The sequence below is a fragment of the Streptomyces sp. NPDC023541 genome (genome assembly GCF_055559995.1).
This window is the reverse complement of record NZ_JBVHJO010000011.1, coordinates 238,817-254,691: the sequence shown is the minus strand read 5'-3', so window position 1 is coordinate 254,691 and position 15,875 is coordinate 238,817. Positions and strand designations below refer to the sequence as shown.

Here is a 15,875-nt window from a genome sequence, read left to right as displayed (position 1 = left end):
TTGATTTTTGGCACGCTGTTGAGTTCTCAAGGAACGGACGCTTCCTTCGTACTCACCCTCGCGGGCTTTCCTCCGGGCTTTCGTTCTGCTGTCTTACGTTTCCAACTCTACCAGATCATTTCCGCGCCCTGCTCCTCGAAAGTCGCAGTCGATTCGGATTTGAATTCGGTGACCGTTGGGGGTCTTTGCCTTTCGGCTTCCACTACGTTAGCGCTTTTCCCTTGCGACTCATAATCGAGTCACCGGCCGGGAATTCGGGCATGCCCAACAGGACCCCGCCAGGGGCAAGTCGTAGGTAGTGGGTTGGCCGCTCCGGGGGTCTGCCGATGGCAGTGCCCCGTAAAAGCGGCTCGAACTACGTTAGGCGTCCGGCAAGGACGAGTCAAGTTGAGCGGCGGCGCGGCGCGTGGGCGCGGTACGGGCTCACCGTCGGATCGTGGGTGACCCAGAAGCGGTACGGGTGGTCCGCGCCGGCTCCGCCGACTCCCGTGCGCGGACCGCTGCTCACCAGGTCGGGCGAGGTGGGCGTACCCGCGAGGAGGGACAAGGGGGAATCGGGGCCCCCGCAGAGGTCGGTCCCGTCCAGCGAGCGGTCCACGTCCAGGGCCGTGGCCAGACGGGCCGGGCCTTTGGCGAACTCTCGCGGGTTTCTGGCTGAAACTCGACGTTTGGCGGCGAGGTCGGCGCCGACCGTGATCTCGCCCGCCCGCACCAGGACCCCGCTCGCGTGGCCCGGCGGACCACACACCAGGTTGAGGCTGAACCACATGCCGTAGATGAAGTAGACGTACGCGTGTCCGGGAGGGCCGAACATCGAGGCGTTCCGTGCCGTGCGCCCGCGGTAGGCGTGCGAACCCGGATCGGACTCCCCCTCGTACGCCTCGACCTCCGTGATGCGCAGCTCGAGGAGGCCCTCCTCGGTACGACGGACCAGGGTGCGGCCGAGGAGGTCCGGGGCCACGGTGAGGACCGGGCGGTCGAAGAAGGACCGGGGCAGGGGCGTACGGTCGGGACGCGCGCTCATCCGGTCGAGCGTAGTGGAACGCGCTCACCTGCAACCGGGACTTAAGGTTCCGCGTTTGTAAGGGGTAGTCGCGGCGTAGTCGCCAGATCGTTCAAGGGGAGTTTGAGCATGGGCTTCAAGAAGCTGTTCGCGAGCCTGGGTGCCGGTGGTGCCTCGGTGGACACGATCATCACCGAGCCGAACGTCGTACCGGGCGGGATCGTCCAGGGCGAGGTCCGGATCCAGGGCGGATCCGTGGAGCAGCAGATCGAGGGTCTGTCCGTCGGGCTGCAGGCGCGGGTCGAGGTCGAGGGCGGTGACCAGGAGTACAAGCAGGACGTCGTCTTCACCAAGCAGCGCCTCGGCGGTGCCTTCCAGGTGCAGGCCGGCGCGCTGCACGTGGTGCCCTTCGCGCTGGAGATCCCCTGGGAGACGCCGATCACCCACTTCGGGGGTCAGCACCTGCACGGCATGAACATCGGGGTCAGCACCGAGCTGGAGATCGCGCGTGCGGTGGACGCGGGCGACCTCGACCCGATCAACGTGCACCCGGTGCCGGCGCAGCAGGCGATCCTGGACGCCTTCCGCCAGCTCGGCTTCACCTTCCGCAGCGCCGACATGGAGCGGGGGCACATCCGCGGGACGCGGCAGACGCTGCCCTTCTACCAGGAGATCGAGTTCCTGCCGCCGTCGCAGTACCGCGGTCTGAACCAGGTCGAGCTGACCTTCGTCTCGGACGGCCGGGAGATGGACGTCGTCCTGGAGATGGACAAGAAGCCGGGGCTGTTCAGCGAGGGCAGCGACACCTACCGCTGCTTCCAGGTGGGTCTGCAGTCGTACCAGGGCACGGACTGGACGGCGTACCTGAACCAGTGGATTGCGAGCGTCGGTTCGCAGCGCAACTGGTTCTAAGGGGGTGGCTTGGTGATCCGGCCCGATCGCCGAGGCACCCCCTAGGCTCGGATCGCGTCCGATACGCGGGCGCGGTCCGATGTCCCCCCTTCCGGAGGTTCAGCAGTGTCAGAGCAGAGCAGGGCGCCCCTTCCGCACGACTTCCACCCCGAGGTCGCGTCCTTCACCTTGACGAGCGATGACGTCTCCCACGGTGCCGACCTGCACGCCGCCCAGGTCCTCACGGGGAAGAACGTCTCGCCGCACCTGCGCTGGGAGGGCTTTCCGGAGGGGACGAAGAGCTTCGCCGTGACCTGCTTCGACCCCGACGCGCCCACCGGCAGCGGGTTCTGGCACTGGGTCCTCTTCGACCTGCCCGTTTCCGTGACGGAGTTGCCGGCCGGGGCGGGCTCCGGGGACTTCGTGGGCCTGCCGGAGGGCGCCGTGCACGCCCGGAACGACTACGGGACGCGGGACTTCGGCGGCGCGGCCCCGCCGCGCGGGGAGCGGCACCGCTACGTGTTCACCGTGTACGCGGTGGACCGGGAGCAGCTCGGTCCGGACGAGGACTCCTCGCCGGCGGTCGTCGGCTTCCATCTGCGGTTCCACGCATTGGGGCGTGCGCAGCTCGTCGCCGAGTACGAGGCGCCCGGCGCGCGCTGATCGTTCGCCCGGCGTTCGCCCGGTCCTGGTCTAAAGAAGGCCAGGACCGGGCATTTTTATTGCGTTGTCCCGCGTGGCCCGCGCGGCGAGAGTGGTCGCGGGCCTGCCGCCATCGTGGTTGCGGGCCTGCACACGGGAGGTGGGCGAGATGCGGGACACGCTGGTGCTGAATGCGAGCTTCGAGCCGCTGTCGACGGTGACGCTGAACCGGGCTGTCGTCCTGGTGCTCCAGGACAAGGCCGTCGTCGAGCAGTCGCACCCGGATCTGCGTGTCCGCGCCGCCACCATGGACCTTCCGATGCCGCGGGTGATCCGGCTCTGCCGGTACGTCAGGGTGCCCTTCCGAAGACATGCGCCCTGGTCGCGGAGGGGGGTGCTGGTCCGGGACCAGCACCGGTGCGCGTACTGCGGCAGGCGCGCGACCACGGTGGACCACGTGCTGCCCAGGGCCCAGGGCGGTGGGGACACGTGGCTGAACACGGTGGCGTCCTGCGCCGAGGACAACCACCGCAAAGCGGCCCGGACTCCGGAGGAGGCGGGGATGCCGCTCCTGCGGAAGCCCTTCGTACCGTCTCCGGCGGACGCCATGCTCCTCGCGCTGGGGGTGGCCGGACAGGAGGCGCTCCCGGAGTGGCTGGAGCGTTCCGCCTAGGCCGCCTGCGCTGAGCGGCGTAGCTGATCTACGTCGCTCAGCGGACCAACAACTGGACGATCGCGAGGATTCCGACCGTCACGATGACTGCGCGCAGGACCGTCGGCGGGAACCGGCGGCCGACCTTGGCGCCGATCTGGCCGCCGATCGTCGAGCCGACGGCGATGAGCAGGACGGCCGTCCAGTCGAACTCGGCGACGAAGAGGAAGAAGACGGCCGCGATGCCGTTCACGAGGGCGGCGATGACGTTCTTGACGGCGTTGATCCGTTGCAGGTCGTCGCGGATCAGCAGGCCCATCAGGCCGAGGTAGAGCACGCCCTGGGCCGCGCCGAAGTAGCCGCCGTAGGCGCTGGAGAACAGCATGCCGCCGAGCAGGACCGGGCCGCCGTCGGGGTGGCCGGTGTCTCCGCCGGCGGCTTCCTGACGTCGGCGCAGGGCGGCGGCGAGCCGGGGCTGCAGGATCACGAGGACGAGGGCGAGCCCGATCAGGACGGGCACGATCGTGTCGAAGGCGTCGGACGGCAGGGCCAGGAGCAGGGCCGCGCCCGCGAGTCCCCCGACGGCGGATACCGAGCCGAGTCGCAGGATGCGGGCGCGCTGCCCCTGGAGTTCCTTGCGGTAGCCGATGGCTCCGCTGATGGAACCGGGGACCAGGCCGAGGGTGTTGGACACGTTGGCGGTGACCGGTGGCAGGCCGGTGGCCAGCAGCACCGGGAAGGTGATGAGGGTGCCGGAGCCGACGATGGTGTTGATCGTGCCGGCGCCGATGCCGGCGGCGAAGACCGCGAGTGGTTCCCAGACGGACATGGACTGTCCCATCCCCCTTGCATGAGTGAGTCGCCTCCCCGCCATGAAGGTCGAGGGGTCTCACTGATCATGCAGGAAGGGGTGGCGGGTCAGTCGATGGGGGGCTGTTCGCGGCGGTCCGCGGCGTCCTTGTCCCGGGCGGCCGGGATGCCGCCGCCGTCCTTGCCGGAGTTCTGCGGATTGAAGCCCGAACCGCCGCCCAGTGGACCGAAGTTGCCCATGGCACCGGAGAGGCCCTTGAGGGCGTCGCCGATTTCGCTGGGCACGATCCAGAGCTTGTTGGCGTCGCCTTCGGCGATCTTCGGGAGCATCTGCAGGTACTGGTAGGCGAGGAGCTTCTGGTCGGCGTCGCCGGCGTGGATGGACTCGAACACCGTACGGATGGCCTGTGCTTCACCCTCGGCCCTGAGCGCGGCGGCCTTGGCCTCACCCTCGGCGCGCAGGATGGAGGACTGCTTCTCACCCTCGGCGCGCAGGATCTCGGACTGCCGGACACCTTCGGCCTGGAGGATCGCGGCGCGCTTGTCGCGGTCGGCGCGCATCTGCTTCTCCATCGAGTCCTGGATGGAGGTCGGCGGCTCGATGGCCTTGAGCTCGACGCGGTTGACGCGGATGCCCCACTTGCCGGTGGCCTCGTCGAGGACCCCGCGCAGGGCGGCGTTGATCTCCTCGCGGGAGGTGAGGGTGCGCTCCAGGTCCATGCCGCCGATGATGTTGCGCAGCGTGGTGACGGTGAGTTGCTCGATGGCCTGGATGTAGCTGGCCACTTCGTACGTGGCCGCGCGCGCGTCGGTCACCTGGTAGTAGATGACGGTGTCGATGTTGACCACCAGGTTGTCCTGGGTGATGACGGGCTGCGGCGGGAAGGGGACGACCTGTTCGCGCAGGTCGATCCGGTTGCGGATCGAGTCGATGAACGGGACGACGATGTTGAGGCCCGCGTTGAGGGTGCGTGTGTAGCGGCCGAACCGCTCGACGATGGCGGCGCTGGCCTGCGGGATCACCTGGATCGTCTTGACCAGTGCGATGAAGACCAGAACCACCAGAATGATCAGGACGATGATGATCGGTTGCATGCGGTTCCCCGTGCCCTTCCGGCTGTCTGTGCTGCCCCGTTGATCGGAGTCTCGCAGACCTGGGGGCCGCGAGCAGGCTGCTTTCACATCACGACGGCGGTCGCCCCGTCGATCTCCACCACGTCGACGGACTGGCCGGGTTCGAAGCTGGTGTCCGCGTCGAGGGTGCGGGCGGACCAGACCTCGCCGGCGAGCTTGATCCGGCCGCCGCCGCCGTCGACGCGTTCGAGGACGACGGCGCTCCTGCCCTTCAAAGCGTCGATGCCGCTGCGGTGTTGGGGGCGCTGGTCGCGGTGGCGGTTGGCGATGGGCCGGACGACGGCGATGAGCGCGACCGACACGACCACGAGGACTTGGGCCACCACTCCCCCGCCCAGGGCCGCCGTGACGGCTGCCGCCACCGCCCCGACGGCGAACATGCCGAACTCCGGCATGGCGGTCAGGACAAGGGGGATGCCCAGTCCGACCGCGCCGATGAGCCACCACACCCACGCGTCGATGTCCACGTGGTCATGGTAGGTCGATCGGGCGCGGTCGGGACAGGGTGCGGGGGACCGTACCCGGAGCGTGACCGTGCGGGTTCCTCCGGCTCGGGGCTCCGGCCCGGGGCTCCGGCGCGGGGCTCCGGCGCGGGGCTCCGGCTCAGCCGAGGGGCAGGCCCTGGGCGGTCCAGCGGTCGGCCCCGTTGCGCTCGACGACCAGGGGGAGGCCGAAGCAGAGCGAGAGGTTGCGGGAGGTCAGTTCGAGGTCGATGGGGCCCGCGGTGACGACCTTGCCCTGACGGATCATCAGGACGTGGGTGAAGCCGGGGGCGATCTCCTCGACGTGGTGCGTGACCATGACCATGGAGGGGGCGAGCGGGTCGCGGGCGAGGCGGCCGAGGCGGCGTACGAGGTCCTCGCGGCCACCGAGGTCGAGGCCGGCGGCGGGCTCGTCGAGGAGCAGGAGCTCGGGGTCGGTCATCAGGGCGCGGGCGATCAGGGTGCGCTTGCGCTCGCCCTCGGAGAGGGTGCCGAACTTCCGGTCGAGGTACTCGGTCATGCCGAGGCGGTCGAGGAAGGCACGGGCGCGCTGCTCGTCGACCGCCTCGTACTCCTCCTGCCAGGTCGCCGTCATGCCGTAGGCGGCGGTGAGGACGGTCTGCAGGACGGTCTGCCGCTTCGGGAGCTTGTCGGCCATGGCGATGCCGGCCACGCCGATGCGGGGGCGCAGCTCGAAGACGTCGACCTTGCCGAGGGTGCTGCCGAGGATGGTGGCGGAGCCCGTGGTGGGGAAGAGGTAGCTGGAGGCGAGGTTCAGCAGTGTGGTCTTGCCGGCGCCGTTGGGGCCGAGGATCACCCAGCGCTCGCCCTCCTTCACCGACCAGGAGACCTGGTCCACCAGAGCCCGGCCCTCGCGGACCACGGATACGTCCACCAGCTCCAGAACATCGCTCATGAGCGTGTTGTCACCCCTTGCAGTCACGGTTCACTGTGCGCCGGTAGACGCAGCCCCAGGGGAAAACCTACGCCACTCGCGATGGGGTCCGGGGCCGGGGCCCGGTGCGGGTGGCGATCCGTAAAGTGGGGGGATGCTTTTCGAACCACGTTCAGGGCGGCTGGCCGCCTGGGGGAACGCGCTGCTGGCCGGTCTGGTCTCGCCCGACGAGGCCGCGATGTCGATCGTGGGCGAGGACGCCGTGCACCGGGTGGAGGGGCTGCCGGGCGAGGCGGGCCCGGTGGGGCTCACGCTGGCGCTCGGCCGGCTGCGCGCGCTGGGGGTCACGGGTCTGCGGGTCGCGCTGCCGGCGCCGGGGCATCCGCTGGGGCTGAGCGGACCGCCGGAGTTCAACGCGCGGGCGCTGGAGGCCGAGGAGGCGGTCGTCACGGTGGGTGCGGCGGTGGGGCTGGTGCCGGAGGTGGCCGAGGCCGGTCCGGCCGGGGACGTCCACGTGTCGGTGACCTGGCACGTGCTGCCGGTACGGGAGGCCCCGCCGGCCGACGTGCCGTCGCTGGGCGAGGCGGAGCGGGAGCTGGCGGAGGCGCTGCGCGAGGCGACCGTGGTGTTGACCCGGCTGGACGTGGCGGGGTCCGGGCCGATGTCGGAGGCGGCGCTGTCGGCGTACCGGGCGCGGGCCGAGGCGGGGCAGGACGCGCTGGCGCCGGGGTATCCGGCGCGGGCGGTACGGGTGCTGGCGCTGGCGCAGCGGGTGGACCTGATGGTGTCGCTGGCGTACGAGAGCGGGCACGGGGGTGCGGTGGCCGCGTCGGAGATGGCGGCGCGGGCGGAGGCGCTGCGGCCGGTGGAGCGGGTGGCGCGGCGGGCGCTGGTGGCGGCGTACAACTCGGCCGTAGAGGCGCGCGAGCGGGGCTGAGGCGCGGGCTCACGGCGCGGACGGCCCCGGGCGGCTGCGCCCGGGCTTCGTGGGGCTTCGCCCCACACCCTGCGCCCGCGACGCCGGCGGCGCTCGATGTGCGGGCCGGTCCCCGAGCGGGGTGCGGTCGGTCGCCCTCCGGTGCCGGGTGTCGACCACCACACGTCGTGGGAGCTGAGGTGGGAGACGTAGAGGTGACGGCCGTTCGGGGTGGCGAGGGCCGGAGCAGGGGGATCACCGCCCGGCGTGGAAGGCGCCGGTGACCGTGCCGGTGTCGGTGTGGATCACGCCAGACGCTGCCGGCACCGGCGTTGGCGACGTACAGCGCGCGGCCGTCCGGTTCACCGCCGGGCCCATGCGGGTGCGGCCCCGCTTCCGGGGAGAGGGGGAAGCGGGGCCGCAGGTCGGGGTGGGGTCAGGCGTTCACGCCGGTGTTGCCCCAGGCGCCGTTGAGCAGACCGATCACGCTGACCGTGTTGCCCACGACGTTCACGGGGACGTGCACCGGCGCCTGGAGCAGGTTCCCCGAGGCCACGCCGGGCGAGTTCAGGGCCTCGCCCTCCGCCGACGCACCGCCGTGCGCCGAGGAGACACCGGCGCCGGCGGCGAGGAGGCCGCCCGCGATCATGGTGACGGCTGCGGCCTTCTTGAAGTTCTTCACGTTCGCGTTCCTCCAGTACGTCGGCCGCGACCAGCCGTCGCGACACGCCATGAAGAACGGCCGCCCCGCCCTCGGGGATACGCCATGTGGGCTACATACACCCGACGGTATGAATCTCAGCCCGGAAGGAGACGGTCCGATTCGGACTCCTCAGTCTGCGATTCCGTGCCTGACCGCCCACAATGCGGCCTGGGTCCGGTCGGAAAGGTCCAACTTCATCAGGATGTTCGAGACGTGGGTCTTGACCGTCTTCTCGGACAGCACCAGGGCGCGGGCGATCTCCCGGTTGGAGCGGCCGTCCGCGATGAGGACGAGGACCTCGCGCTCCCGGTCGGTCAGCGAGCCGGGCCGGCCCGCCGGGGAGCCCTGGTCGTCCTGGGAGAGCAGGGCCTGCGCCACCTCCGGCTGGAGCAGCACGTGGCCGGCGTGGACGGAGCGGATGGCTCCGGCCAGGGCGTCGGGGTCGATGTCCTTGTAGACGTACCCGGCCGCGCCGGCGCGCAGGGCGGGGACCACGGTCCGCTGCTCCGTGAAGCTGGTGACGACCAGCACCCGCGCCGGGTTCGCCAGCTCGCGCAGCCGGCGCAGGGCCTCGATGCCGTCGGTGCCCGGCATCTTCACGTCCATGAGGATCACGTCGGGCCGCAGGTCCTCGGCGCGGGCGATGCCCTCCTCACCGTCGGAGGCCTCCCCCACCACCTCTATGTCCTCCTGGACCTCCAGGAAGGTGCGCAGGCCCCGCCGGACCACCTGGTGGTCGTCCACCAGCAGGACCCGGATGGGGCTGCCGCTGCGGCCGGTGCTGTCAGCCACCGGGGACCTCCATCTCGATCGTGGTGCCCTGCCCGGGCTCCGAGTGCACGGCGAGGCGGCCTCCGACGCCGCTCGCGCGGTCCCGCATGGAGACCAGGCCCAGATGGCGGCCCGCCCGGCGTACTGCCCCGGGGTCGAAGCCCTTCCCGGAGTCGACGACCTGGAGGACCGCGCCACCGGTGGGTGTACGGGCGAGGGTGACCTCGACGCGGTCGCCGTCCGAGTGGCGCAGGGCGTTGTGGAGGGCCTCCTGGGCGACGCGGAGCACCGCTTCCTCCTGGGGCGCGGGAAGGGCCCGTACGCCGTCACAGGTGAAGGTGACGTGTGCGGTGTGCGCACGGTCGAGTACGTGGACGTGCGTGCGCAGCGTGGCCACCAGGCCGTCCTCGTCCAGGGCGGCCGGGCGCAGCTCGGTCACGGCGGCGCGCAGTTCGTCGGCGGCCTCCGCCGCGAGGACGGCGACCTGCTGGAGCTCGTCCTTGGCTCGGGCCGGGTCGCGGTCGACGAGGGTCGCGGCGGCCTGGGCGGTGAGGCGCAGGGAGAACAGCTTCTGGCTGACGGCGTCGTGCAGCTCGTGGGCGAGGCGGGAGCGCTCCTCGGCGATGGTGAGCTCGCGGCTGCGTTCGTAGAGGCGGGCGTTGGTGAGGGCGATCGCGGCGTGCTGGGCGAGGAGGGAGAGGAGTTCCTGGTCCTCGTCGGTGAAGACGCGCCCGCTGCCGTCGGACGCGCTGCGCTTGTTCGCCAGGAAGATCGCTCCGAGGATCTCCTCGCCGTCCCGGACGGGCATCCCGAGGAAGTCGGACATCTCGGGGTGGGCTGCGGGCCAGCCGCCGAAGCGGGGGTCCTCGCGTACGTCGGTGAGCCGCTCGGGGCCGTCCTCGTGGAGCATCGAGGCGAGGATGCCGTGCTGCCGGGGCAGGGGGCCGATCCGACGCCACTGTTCCGCGCTGATGCCGTCGACGACGAACTGGGCGAAGCCGCCGTGGTCGTCGGGGACGCCCAGGGCCGCGTACTCGGCGTCCAGCAGCTCGCGGGCGGACACCACGATCGTGCGCAGCACGTCGCGGACCTCCAGGCGCCGGCTCATGGCGAGCAGTGCGGTGCTCACGGCGGCCAGGCCGCTGCGGGGTCCGCCCGGCAGGGGGCTTGCGGTCATGGCCTCACCGTACCGGCGGCCGTGGCCTGCCGGATCGGGCGGTGGGGGGACCCGGGGCACCCCATACGACCTAGGCCGAAGGGACCCGTGGGGGTGGGGCCGGCGGCCGACGCGGCGGCGCCCCGGCCGTTCCTAGGTTGAGGGCATCTGCTGATCGGAACGAAGGCGATGGTGCTGTCATGTCGGTGGCGATCGTGACGGGGGCGTCCAGGGGGCTCGGCCGGGCGCTGGCCGGGGAGCTGGCGGCGCGGGGCTGGGACCTGGTGCTGAGCGCGCGCGGCGCGGCCGCGCTGGAGGAGACGGCGGCCGGGCTGGAGCGGGCCGAGGGGGTGCGGGTCGTGGCGGTGGCCGGGGACGTGTCCTCGGAGGCGCACCGGGCGGCGCTGGTGGCGGCCGCGCGGGGGCTGGGCGGGCTGGACCTGCTGGTGAACAACGCGGGGGTGCTCGGTGCGGAGCCGCTGGTGCCGTTGGCGGTCCAGCCGGCGGGCGGGCTGCGCGAGGCGTTCGAGGTCAATGTGGTGGGGCCGCTGGGGCTGGTCCAGGAGGGGCTGCCGCTGCTGCGCGCCTCGGCGGCGGGGGCGGTGCTGAACGTCAGCTCGGACGCCGCGGTCGTTCCGTACGCCACGTGGGGTGCGTACGGGGCGACCAAGGCGGCGGTGGACCTGATGTCGGCGGTGCTGGCGGTGGAGGAGCCGGAGCTGCGGGTGTGGTGGGCGGATCCGGGCTCGATGCGGACGCGGATGATGGCGGCGGCCGAGCCGGGAGAGGACCTGGCGGGGCTGCCGGCGCCGGAGGAGGTGGCTCCGGTGCTGCTGCGGCTGCTGGCGCAGGGCCTGCCGAGCGGGCGGTACACGGCGGAGGGGCTGGCCGGGTCCCCGGCGGGCGGCGGGCCGCAGCGATGAGCGGGAGCGGGGCGACCGGGGGCGGGTCGATTTCAGGACTGTATATAACGGACATTCCGCGCGAACTATTGGCCCGTGTGCCGGCCGAGCAGCGCGGTCCGGGGCTGGGGCGGGACGCGGTGAGGCTGCTGGTGTCCCCCGGCGGTGCGCAGCCGTCGCTGCACGCGTTCCGAGAGCTGCCGCACCTGCTGCGCGCCGGTGACGTGCTGGTGGTGAACACCTCGGCCACCCTCGCGGCCGCCGTGGACGCCCGGCTGGGCGGCGAAGACGTGGTGGTGCACTTCTCGACGCGGGGTGACGACGGCCGCTGGGCGGTGGAGCTGCGCGCTCCGGCGGGCCGGGGGACCACCCGGCAGCGCCCGGGCGGGCCGGCGGGGGCGGTGGTGGAGCTGCCGGGCGGGCGCCGACTGGTGCTGGAGGAGCCCCTGGCGGCGGGTGCGGACCGGCTGTGGTGGGCGCGACCCTCCTCCGCGCCGTACGGGGTCCCGCAGCTGCTGCGGGAGCACGGGCGGCCGATCCGGTACGCCTATACGGAGCGCGACCAGCCGCTGTCGGCGTACCAGACGGTGTTCGCGGTGCCCGCGGCCGACGGGTCGGGGTCGGCCGAGATGCCGAGCGCGGGCCGGCCCTTCACGGCGGAGCTGGTGGCGCGGCTGGTGAGCCGGGGGGTGCAGTTCGCGCCGCTGACCCTGCACACGGGGGTGGCCTCGCAGGAGGCGCACGAGCCGCCGTACCCGGAGCGGTACGCGGTGCCGGCCACGACGGCGGCGCTGGTGAACGCGGCGCGGGCGGGCGGGGGGCGGGTGATCGCGGTGGGGACCACGGCGGTGCGGGCGCTGGAGTCGGCGGCGGACGCGCGCGGGGTGGTCCGCGCGGCGGGCGGGTGGACCGATCTGGTGGTGACGCCGGAGCGCGGTGTGCGGGCGGTGGACGGTCTGCTGACCGGGCTGCACGAGCCCGAGGCGTCCCACCTGCTGATGCTGGAGGCGGTCGCGGGGCGTGCCGCCGTACGGCTCGGGTATGCCCAGGCGCTCGCCCGGCACTGCCTCTGGCACGAGTTCGGTGACGTGCATCTGCTACTCAAGGAGGACAACCGTCACGGAGTGCATTGCTGAAGCAACGCGTGGTGAGAACGGCGTAAGGGCGATGTGAGCCCCGGCATAGGACCCACATCACTTACGAAGCTCCCTAGTGGAAGAGCGCAGGTCCTGTCAGGTCGGGCAGGCGTAGCGCCGGGGCCGCACAGCGGGCCCCGGCGCCCGGCCCTGATCCACTAAGCGGGATCGTACGTCACACCTTTGCCACAGCATTTTGCCGCCGCTAAGAATTGCTCCCGTCGCCAGGCGCCGCGGATCCCGGATCCGCTCGGCGCCTTCCTGCGGCCCCCGCTATTCGAAGAGGTTGCCCCGCCATGTCTGCTTCCCGCACCCCTGGTCACAGTCGTCTGACGAAGGCACACAAGCTGTCCCTCGCCGGTGTCGCCACCCTGAGCGCCGCCGCCGTCGCCTTCTCCCTCGTCCCCGCCGACACCGCCGAGGCCGAGACCACCATCTCCGCCGCCCCCGTCGCCTGGGCCCAGGCCGTCAACGGCACGCAGACGAAGGCGCTGTACGGCCACCTCTCCACCCAGCAGGTCATCGCCCAGGCCAACGCCAAGGCCGCCGCTGTCGCCGCCAAGGCCAAGGCCGACGCCGACGCCAAGGCCAAGGCCGCCGCCAAGGCCAAGGCCGAGGCCGCCGCGAAGAAGGCCCGCGAGCAGAAGGCCGCCGCGAGCCGCTCCGCCGCCCGCACCCCGGTGTTCGCGAACAACCTGGACGGCTGGATCAAGGAAGCCCTCTTCATCATGAAGAAGGAGCGCATTCCGGGCACCTACGCCGGTATTCACCGCAACATCATGCGTGAGTCCAGCGGCAACCCGATGGCGATCAACAACTGGGACATCAACGCCCAGAACGGCATCCCCAGCAAGGGTCTGCTCCAGGTCATCCTCCCGACCTTCAAGGCGTACCACGTCAAGGGCACCAAGTTCGACCAGTACGACCCGGTCGCCAACATCGTCGCCGCCTGCAACTACGCGGCCGACCGGTACGGCTCGATGGACAACGTCAACAGCGCCTACTAGGCCTTCGGCGGTCCTCGCCCCACCCCGCACGCAACGCCGAAGGGCGGCACCCGGATCCCGGGTGCCGCCCTTCGGCGTTGCGCGTACTGCGCGCCGGCGACTACTTGCCCGCGCGCATGACCTCGGGCTCGTGGCGGCGCAGCAGGCGCTGCACGAGGAACCCGCACGCGATGCCGATGGCCAGCAGGATGATGATGTTCAGGCTCCACTGGCCGACCGTGGCGTCCCAGAGCGGGTCGGTGTTGGTCGGGTTGTCCTGGTCCCACGGCGGCATGAGCTTGCCGAGGTTCAGCGTGGTGCCGGCGGCGGCGACGGCCCAGCGGGACGGCATCAGCCAGGCGAACTGCTCCAGGCCCGGGGAGTCGTAGACCTGGAAGAGGATGCCGGTGAAGACGACCTGGACGATCGCGAACATGACGAGCAGCGGCATGGTCTTCTCGGCGGTCTTCACCAGCGAGGAGATGACCAGGCCGAACATCATCGAGGTGAAGCCGAGCGCGATGACCGACACGCACAGCTCGACGGCCGGCGGCATCAGCAGGCCCTCGGCGGGCAGGTCGCGCGGGGCGAAGCCGATCGCACAGATGATCACGCCCTGGATGGCCGTGATGACGCCGAGGACGATCACCTTCGACATGAGGTACGCCGTCCGGGACAGGCCGGTCGCGCGTTCACGCTCGTAGATGACGCGTTCCTTGATCAGCTCACGGACCGAGTTGGCGGCGCCGGAGAAGCACATGCCGACCGCGAGGATCAGCATGATCGTGCCCGCGTCGCCGTTGAAGCGCGACGGCGGGGTCGGCGGCGCCAGGCCGAAGGTCGCCGGGATGACCGTGGAGACCACGCCCAGGACCGCCGGCAGGATCAGCATCAGGCCCATGAAGCCCTTGTCCGACGCGATCACCGAGACGTAGCGGCGGATCAGCGTCCACAGCTGCGAGCCCCAGCCCTGCGGCTTGGTCGGGCGCATCTGCTGCGCCGACGGCATGACCACCGGCTGCGGGGCGACCGCGTCGAGCTCGGCGGCGTAGAGCTGGTAGTGCTGGGAGCCCTTCCAGCGGCCCGCCCAGTCGTAGTCGCGGTAGTTCTCGAAGGCCGAGAAGACGTCCGCCCAGGTGCTGTAGCCGAAGAAGTTCAGCGCCTCGTCCGGCGGCCCGAAGTAGGCGACCGAGCCGCCCGGGGCCATGACGAGCAGCTTGTCGCACAGCGACAGCTCGGCGACGGAGTGCGTGACGACGAGGACCGTGCGGCCGTCGTCGGCGAGGCCGCGCAGCAGCTGCATGACGTCGCGGTCCATGCCCGGGTCGAGGCCGGAGGTCGGCTCGTCCAGGAAGATCAGCGAAGGCTTGGTGAGCAGCTCCAGGGCCACGGACACGCGCTTGCGCTGACCACCCGAGAGCGCGGTGATCTTCTTGTCCTTGTGGATGTCGAGCTTGAGCTCGCGCAGCACCTCGTCGATGCGGGCGGCGCGCTCGGACTCGGCGGTGTCGCCGGGGAAGCGGAGCTTGGCCGCGTACTTGAGCGCGGTGTTGACCCTCAGCTCCTTGTGCAGGATGTCGTCCTGCGGGACCAGGCCGATGCGCTGGCGGAGCTCCGCGAACTGCTTGTACAGGTTGCGGTTGTCGTAGAGGACGTCGCCCTGGTCGGCGGGCCGGTAGCCGGTCAGCGCCTTGAGCAGCGTCGACTTGCCTGAGCCGGACGGGCCGATGACGCCGATCAGCGACTTCTCCGGGACGCCGAAGGTGACGTCCTTGAGGATCTGCTTGCCGCCCTCGACCGTGACGGTGAGGTGGCGGGCCGAGAAGGAGACCTCACCGGTGTCGACGAACTCCTCGAGGCGGTCCCCGACGATGCGGAACGTCGAGTGGCCGACGCCGACGATGTCGTTCGGGCCGAGGAGCTGGGTGCCGGACTTCGCCAGCGGCTGACCGTTGACGTAGGTGCCGTTGTGGCTGCCGAGGTCGCGGATCTCGAAGCGGCCGCCGGGCATCGAGTGGAACTCGGCGTGGTGGCGCGAGACCTGGAGGTCGGAGACCACCAGCTCGTTCTCCAGCGCGCGGCCGATCCGCATGACGTGGCCCAGCGAGAGCTGGTGGAACGTCGTCGGGCTGCGGTCTCCGGCGTAACCCGGCGCTGCGGCCTGCGGCTGGCGGGGCGCGGCGCCGCCGCCCTGCTGCTGCGGGACGTGGACCTGCGGCTGCTGCGGCTGCTGGTTCCAGGCCTGCTGGGGCTGCTGCTGCGGAGCCTGGTAGGCCGCCGCCTGCGGCTGGGCGTACGCCTGGGCCGGGGTCTGCTGCGCCTGCTGCTGTGCCACGGCGGGCTGCGGCGCGGCGGCGGCGCTCAGATTCAGCCGCGGTCCGTCGGTGGCGTTGCCCAGGTGGACCGGCGTGCCGGGCACCAGCGCGGTCTGCTGGACTCTGGCCCCCTGCACGTAGGTGCCGTTGGTGCTGCCGTGGTCCTCGAGCCCCCAACCCTGGCCGTTCCAGGCGATGGTGGCGTGCCGCCACGACACCCGGGCATCGTCGATCACCACGTCTCCCTGGGGATCGCGCCCCAGTGAGTACGACCTGGACGGATCGAGCGTCCAGGTCCTGCCATTCAATTCCAGTACGAGTTCCGGCACTCCAGCCCCACTTAAGTCCCCCGAGAATCCCCCATGACGTCAGGGAGTCTAGGGATGGCGAACATCCGGGGGAACTATTTCAGGCCTGCCGCCGTATGTGGAATCCGGGCCTTGCCCGGGCGTCCACGTCTGCCCGTTGACGGGGTCGAAAG

General features: G+C 71.3%; 16 protein-coding genes. 7 read left to right on the top strand and 9 right to left on the bottom strand.

Annotated features, from left to right (window positions below; genetic code table 11):
- Window positions 1-382 precede the first annotated feature (382 nt).
- Window positions 383-1,024, bottom strand: a complete 642-nt coding sequence (locus ACZ3X1_RS26480; RefSeq protein WP_356815435.1) for a DNA-3-methyladenine glycosylase — start codon at window positions 1,022-1,024, stop codon at window positions 383-385.
- A gap of 108 nt (window positions 1,025-1,132) precedes the next feature.
- On the opposite strand from ACZ3X1_RS26480, the gene ACZ3X1_RS26475 reads away from it, so the two are divergent.
- The 3 genes from ACZ3X1_RS26475 (at window position 1,133) to ACZ3X1_RS26465 (ending at window position 3,209) form a co-directional block, all read left to right on the top strand.
- Window positions 1,133-1,915 carry a sporulation protein gene (locus tag ACZ3X1_RS26475; protein ID WP_362634753.1) on the top strand — a complete coding sequence of 261 codons (783 nt, stop codon included), beginning with the start codon at window positions 1,133-1,135 and terminating at the stop codon, window positions 1,913-1,915.
- Between the two features lie 105 nt (window positions 1,916-2,020).
- On the top strand, window positions 2,021-2,557 hold the full coding sequence (locus ACZ3X1_RS26470; RefSeq protein ID WP_356815433.1) for a YbhB/YbcL family Raf kinase inhibitor-like protein: 537 nt from the start codon (window positions 2,021-2,023) through the stop codon (window positions 2,555-2,557).
- Window positions 2,558-2,705: 148 nt separating this feature from the next.
- A complete protein-coding gene (locus ACZ3X1_RS26465) occupies window positions 2,706-3,209 on the top strand; it encodes an HNH endonuclease (protein WP_356815432.1) in 504 nt (167 codons plus the stop codon).
- Between the two features lie 37 nt (window positions 3,210-3,246).
- Here ACZ3X1_RS26465 and ACZ3X1_RS26460 read toward each other — a convergent pair whose 3' ends face one another.
- The 4 genes from ACZ3X1_RS26460 to ACZ3X1_RS26445 form a co-directional block, all read right to left on the bottom strand.
- Window positions 3,247-4,017: a sulfite exporter TauE/SafE family protein gene (locus ACZ3X1_RS26460; RefSeq protein WP_467281173.1), complete on the bottom strand. Its 771-nt coding sequence runs from the start codon at window positions 4,015-4,017 to the stop codon at window positions 3,247-3,249.
- Between the two features lie 89 nt (window positions 4,018-4,106).
- Window positions 4,107-5,093, bottom strand: a complete 987-nt coding sequence (locus ACZ3X1_RS26455; protein WP_356815430.1) for an SPFH domain-containing protein — start codon at window positions 5,091-5,093, stop codon at window positions 4,107-4,109.
- A gap of 83 nt (window positions 5,094-5,176) precedes the next feature.
- Window positions 5,177-5,599, bottom strand: coding sequence for an NfeD family protein (locus ACZ3X1_RS26450; RefSeq protein WP_467281172.1), 423 nt, complete (start codon window positions 5,597-5,599; stop codon window positions 5,177-5,179).
- Between the two features lie 136 nt (window positions 5,600-5,735).
- Window positions 5,736-6,530 (bottom strand): ABC transporter ATP-binding protein, encoded by a 795-nt coding sequence (locus ACZ3X1_RS26445; RefSeq protein WP_356815429.1) that lies wholly within the window; start codon window positions 6,528-6,530, stop codon window positions 5,736-5,738.
- A 133-nt stretch (window positions 6,531-6,663) separates the two neighbouring features.
- Between ACZ3X1_RS26445 and ACZ3X1_RS26440 the strand changes: the two genes are divergently transcribed.
- The gene (locus ACZ3X1_RS26440; protein ID WP_356815428.1) at window positions 6,664-7,446 is read left to right on the top strand and encodes a hypothetical protein; all 783 of its coding nucleotides are present in this window, start codon (window positions 6,664-6,666) and stop codon (window positions 7,444-7,446) included.
- Window positions 7,447-7,861: 415 nt separating this feature from the next.
- Here the strand turns inward: ACZ3X1_RS26440 and ACZ3X1_RS26435 are convergent, their stop codons facing one another.
- From ACZ3X1_RS26435 to ACZ3X1_RS26425, 3 genes are all read right to left on the bottom strand, one after another.
- Entirely contained in the window at window positions 7,862-8,107 is a 246-nt protein-coding gene (locus tag ACZ3X1_RS26435; protein ID WP_045322296.1) for a chaplin, read from the bottom strand.
- 150 nt (window positions 8,108-8,257) lie between these two features.
- On the bottom strand, window positions 8,258-8,920 hold the full coding sequence (locus ACZ3X1_RS26430; RefSeq protein ID WP_467281171.1) for a response regulator: 663 nt from the start codon (window positions 8,918-8,920) through the stop codon (window positions 8,258-8,260).
- Window positions 8,913-10,061, bottom strand: coding sequence for a GAF domain-containing sensor histidine kinase (locus tag ACZ3X1_RS26425; RefSeq protein WP_467281188.1), 1,149 nt, complete (start codon window positions 10,059-10,061; stop codon window positions 8,913-8,915). The genes ACZ3X1_RS26430 and ACZ3X1_RS26425 overlap by 8 nt, the downstream gene beginning before the upstream one ends.
- A 194-nt stretch (window positions 10,062-10,255) precedes the next feature.
- Between ACZ3X1_RS26425 and ACZ3X1_RS26420 the strand changes: the two genes are divergently transcribed.
- The 3 genes from ACZ3X1_RS26420 to ACZ3X1_RS26410 all read left to right on the top strand — a co-directional run bounded on the left by ACZ3X1_RS26420 (window position 10,256) and on the right by ACZ3X1_RS26410 (window position 13,100).
- The gene (locus ACZ3X1_RS26420; protein ID WP_356815425.1) at window positions 10,256-10,978 is read left to right on the top strand and encodes an SDR family NAD(P)-dependent oxidoreductase; all 723 of its coding nucleotides are present in this window, start codon (window positions 10,256-10,258) and stop codon (window positions 10,976-10,978) included.
- Entirely contained in the window at window positions 10,975-12,093 is a 1,119-nt protein-coding gene (locus ACZ3X1_RS26415; RefSeq protein WP_467281170.1) for an S-adenosylmethionine:tRNA ribosyltransferase-isomerase, read from the top strand. The genes ACZ3X1_RS26420 and ACZ3X1_RS26415 overlap by 4 nt, the downstream gene beginning before the upstream one ends.
- Before the next feature lie 296 nt (window positions 12,094-12,389).
- Complete coding sequence (locus tag ACZ3X1_RS26410; RefSeq protein ID WP_467281169.1) at window positions 12,390-13,100, top strand: transglycosylase SLT domain-containing protein; 711 nt, start codon at window positions 12,390-12,392, stop codon at window positions 13,098-13,100.
- Between the two features lie 100 nt (window positions 13,101-13,200).
- Here the strand turns inward: ACZ3X1_RS26410 and ACZ3X1_RS26405 are convergent, their stop codons facing one another.
- Window positions 13,201-15,723, bottom strand: coding sequence for an ABC transporter ATP-binding protein/permease (locus ACZ3X1_RS26405; RefSeq protein ID WP_467281168.1), 2,523 nt, complete (start codon window positions 15,721-15,723; stop codon window positions 13,201-13,203).
- Between the last annotated feature and the right edge of the window lie 152 nt (window positions 15,724-15,875).